The 3,289-nt window shown below is 74.3% G+C and carries 3 protein-coding genes and 1 pseudogene; 2 read left to right on the top strand and 2 right to left on the bottom strand.

What is annotated here, in order from left to right:
• The coding region (locus tag MXD58_RS23525) for an NAD(P)/FAD-dependent oxidoreductase (protein ID WP_250609936.1) at nt 1-308 on the bottom strand (308 nt) is incomplete at its 3' end.
• Between the two features lie 204 nt (nt 309-512).
• On the opposite strand from MXD58_RS23525, the gene MXD58_RS23520 reads away from it, so the two are divergent.
• Both MXD58_RS23520 and MXD58_RS23515 read left to right on the top strand, forming a co-directional pair.
• Nucleotides 513-1,385: a serine hydrolase domain-containing protein gene (locus tag MXD58_RS23520; protein WP_284678799.1), complete on the top strand. Its 873-nt coding sequence runs from the start codon at nt 513-515 to the stop codon at nt 1,383-1,385.
• A 305-nt stretch (nt 1,386-1,690) separates the two neighbouring features.
• Nucleotides 1,691-2,458 (top strand): 2'-5' RNA ligase family protein, encoded by a 768-nt coding sequence (locus MXD58_RS23515; RefSeq protein WP_248840962.1) that lies wholly within the window; start codon nt 1,691-1,693, stop codon nt 2,456-2,458.
• An 87-nt stretch (nt 2,459-2,545) separates the two neighbouring features.
• Here the strand turns inward: MXD58_RS23515 and MXD58_RS23510 are convergent.
• A pseudogene (locus MXD58_RS23510) lies at nt 2,546-3,289 on the bottom strand (hypothetical protein); the annotation flags it as partial.

Raw genomic sequence — 3,289 nt, 5'->3', positions numbered from 1 at the left:
GGGGTGGCCACCTCGGCGCCGCCGGGGGTCCGCAGCCGCAACCGGTCGACCGGCCGGTAGCCGGCCACGGCGTCGGTCACGCCGAGGTCGCGCAGCACGTCCAGGCCGTGCGGGGCGATACCGTCGCCGCAGGTCTTGTCCCGGGGGAAGGCGGCCGCGTCCGCGATGACGACACTCGCGCCGGGGCGGTCCCGTAGCGCCGCCAGCGCCGCGGCGCAGCCCGCCGGGCCACCTCCGACGATCAGTACGTCGATGGGACCGTCCGGCAGCTCGTCGGGCTCGTCGAGCCGCACGATCGGGGTGGCCATGGTGATCGTCCCGGCGTCCTTGGTCGGGCCCGCGGAGGCGGTGCGCGAGGCGGCTGGGCCGGTCGGATCGGACGGAGAGGACGAGGTCTGCACGACAGCCAGTCTCGCAGCCGGTCGCCCGACGACGAGCGAGCGCCCTCGGCCGGGGCCGGCCGGCGCTCACGCAGGTGGCGGTGGGCCCTGCCTCGTTTCACCCGCGCGGCCATGGAACTTCGTACAGTTCGGGGCGTGGACGCACTGGCGCAGGTTTCGCGGTGGCCGGTCGAGACGACAGCCGTCGGCGTGCTCGGGCGCGACGACGGCGGCGCGGTCCGGGAGCTTGGCCGGTGGGGGCCGCCGGACCAGCCGTTCCGGCTGGCGTCGGTGTCGAAGATCCTCTGCGCCTACGCGGTCCTCATCGCGGTCGAGGAGGGCGCGCTCGCCCTGGCCGACCCGGCGGGGCCGCCGGGTTCGACGGTGGCGCACCTGCTCGCGCACGCGTCGGGGCTGCCCTTCGAGGGCAGCGCCCCGCTGGCGGCACCGGGCGATCGCCGGATCTACTCGAACGCCGGATTCGACCGGTTGGGGGAGGAGGTCACCCGTGCAAGCGGGATCGCGTTCGCGGACTACCTCGCGGAGGCGGTCCTCGAGCCGCTGGGCATGAGCGGCGCACGCCTCGATGGCCCGCCCTCCCATGGCGTGACGGCGACCCTCACCGATCTGCTCGGCTTCGCCACCGAGCTTCTCGCGCCGACCCTGCTGTCGGCCGAGACGTCCGCCGCGGCGACGTCGGTCGTCTTCCCCGGGCTGTCCGGGGTGCTGCCGGGCTTCGGCCGCCAGACCCCGAACGACTGGGGGCTCGGCTTCGAGATCCGTGGGAACAAGCGGCCGCACTGGACCGGCGGCACGAACTCTCCGCGGACCTTCGGCCACTTCGGCCAGGCCGGCACCTTTCTCTGGGTGGACCCGGCCGCCCAGGTCGCCTGTGTGACGCTGTGTGATCGTAACTTCGGTGACTGGGCGCGTGAGCTCTGGCCACCCCTGTCGGATGACGTCCTGGCACACGCCCGTCCGCCGATGGTGAACTCGGCGGGGTGAGCGGGCCGCGGCGGCCGGCAGGGGTCATGACCTGGACGGTGTGAGTCGGACTTCTCGGTCGCCAGCGCGGGGTACAAGGTCCGGTTGTCGCCATTTTCGCCCAACCTGGTTCTGGTGAACGGGTGGTACGACGGTCCGCGGGAGACAGACCGGCTCCGTGGGCCATGATGTCGGCATGCTTCCTTGCCGACACCGATCCGCAGCGCCGGCCGCCGACTCGGCGACGGCACGCCAGCAATCACCGAGGGTGACGATGCCCGGCTGGTGGCCCAGGAAGACGGCGCACGGCGCGGCGCCGGTCGCGCATGGCTGAAGGCGTGCCCGGCCGGGCGGCATCCGCCGCACCCTCGACCGACGAGCCCGACCCGAAGTTCGCGTCCCACCGGACGTTCGCCGTCGACCCGTCGTATCCCGCTGATGCCACCTTCGCCGGCCACCCCGCGCCGGTCACCGGCCCGGCGCAGGCCGCCGACCCGGACGGGGCGGAGGATGCCGGCGAGCTCGCCGACATCGGGGTCGCAATCGGCATTCCGGAGCCCTACCGCACCCAGTTGCAGGACTGGCGGGAGCGGCTGGGTGATCCCAACGCGTCCCTGATCGTTCCGCATGTCACGCTGTTGGGCCCGACTACCGTCCGGCTGGCGGACCTGCCGGCGATCGAGGCTCATCTGTCTCGCGCCGCCGTCCCGAACGATCCCTTCACGATCCGGCTCGCCGGGTCGGGAACGTTCCGCCCACTGTCGCCGGTGGTGTTCGTCGCGCTGGTCGCCGGGGCGGCCCGCTGCGCGCGACTGGCGGCGGCGGTGCGCTCTGGCCCGCTGGAAAGGCCGTTGACGTTCGCTTACCACCCGCACGTCACCGTGGCGCACGACATCTCCGAGGACGGCCTCGACAACGCCTATGAGGCGCTCTCGGACTACAGCGCCCAGTTCGACGTCCGCGGGTTCGGGCTATACGAACGCGGCCCCGACCTGCGGTGGCGGCAGTTGCGCTTCTTCCCGTTCGGCCGCTCGGGAGGCGCGCCGCGGTCGGCGGGCGGTGGCCACCGGGCCGGCGTCGGTTCCCAGGAGTGATCCCAGCGCCGGCCTGAGCCACCGGGGCCGGCCGGCACGCTGCCGCTGGCTGTCGAGGCCGGGGCGGCGACGCCAGCCAAGGCGGCCTCAGTCCTCGGAGGTGTCGCCGGACCTCGCCGATCGCCCGGATCGCGCCGATCGGCCGATCCGGGTCACCCGGGCGCCGCCCAGGGCGTGCTGTTTCTCGTCGTCAAGCCAGTCCTGCGCGAAGAGGGCGCCGGGTACCACGGCGGGGCGGGCGGGCCGGCCGTCGTGCCCGGCAGCTCCGTCGGAGGTGAGCCGACGGCGACCGATCCGATCGCGGTCGGCGCAGTCGCCGTCGTGATCGTGGTAGCTGCCGGCGGGATGACCGGGTTCGTCCAGCTCGGCGTCGGGTTCGCCGTAGCCGGTCGACGTGGACAACGATGAGGGGAGCCGCCCCCCGATGCCGTCGGGCGGTCTGAAGCGGACGGGTCCCGTGGCGCGTTCCGGGCGCGGGGCCGGGCGCGGTCCTTGAAGTTCGCGTTCCGCGAGGCTGCGGGCCGGCGCGCGGCGGTGAGCGTCGGCGGCGAAACGGTCGAAGCGGTCGAAGCGGTCCGTCGCGGTCCGGTGGCCTGGCCCGGCTGACCGGCTGACCGGCGCGGCGTTGGGCCCGCCCGACATCGCGGCGAGCCGCGAGCTGACGACCAGGCGCCGTCGGCGACGTCTCGTCGCGCCACCCATCGTCACGGTGCCCAGCACGGCGGCGGCGGTGAGCGTCACGGCGATCCAGGTGGCCGGCCCGATCCCGCCGAGCAGGCCGTGTCGCTCGCTCCCGGCAGGCACCGACCGGGCGGCCGGAGCGGCTGCCAC

The organism is Frankia sp. AgKG'84/4 (assembly GCF_023242965.2).
GTDB lineage: Bacteria > Actinomycetota > Actinomycetes > Frankiales > Frankiaceae > Frankia.
The sequence above is the reverse complement of the archived record's forward strand: the minus strand, read 5'-3'. Positions and strand labels throughout refer to the sequence as shown.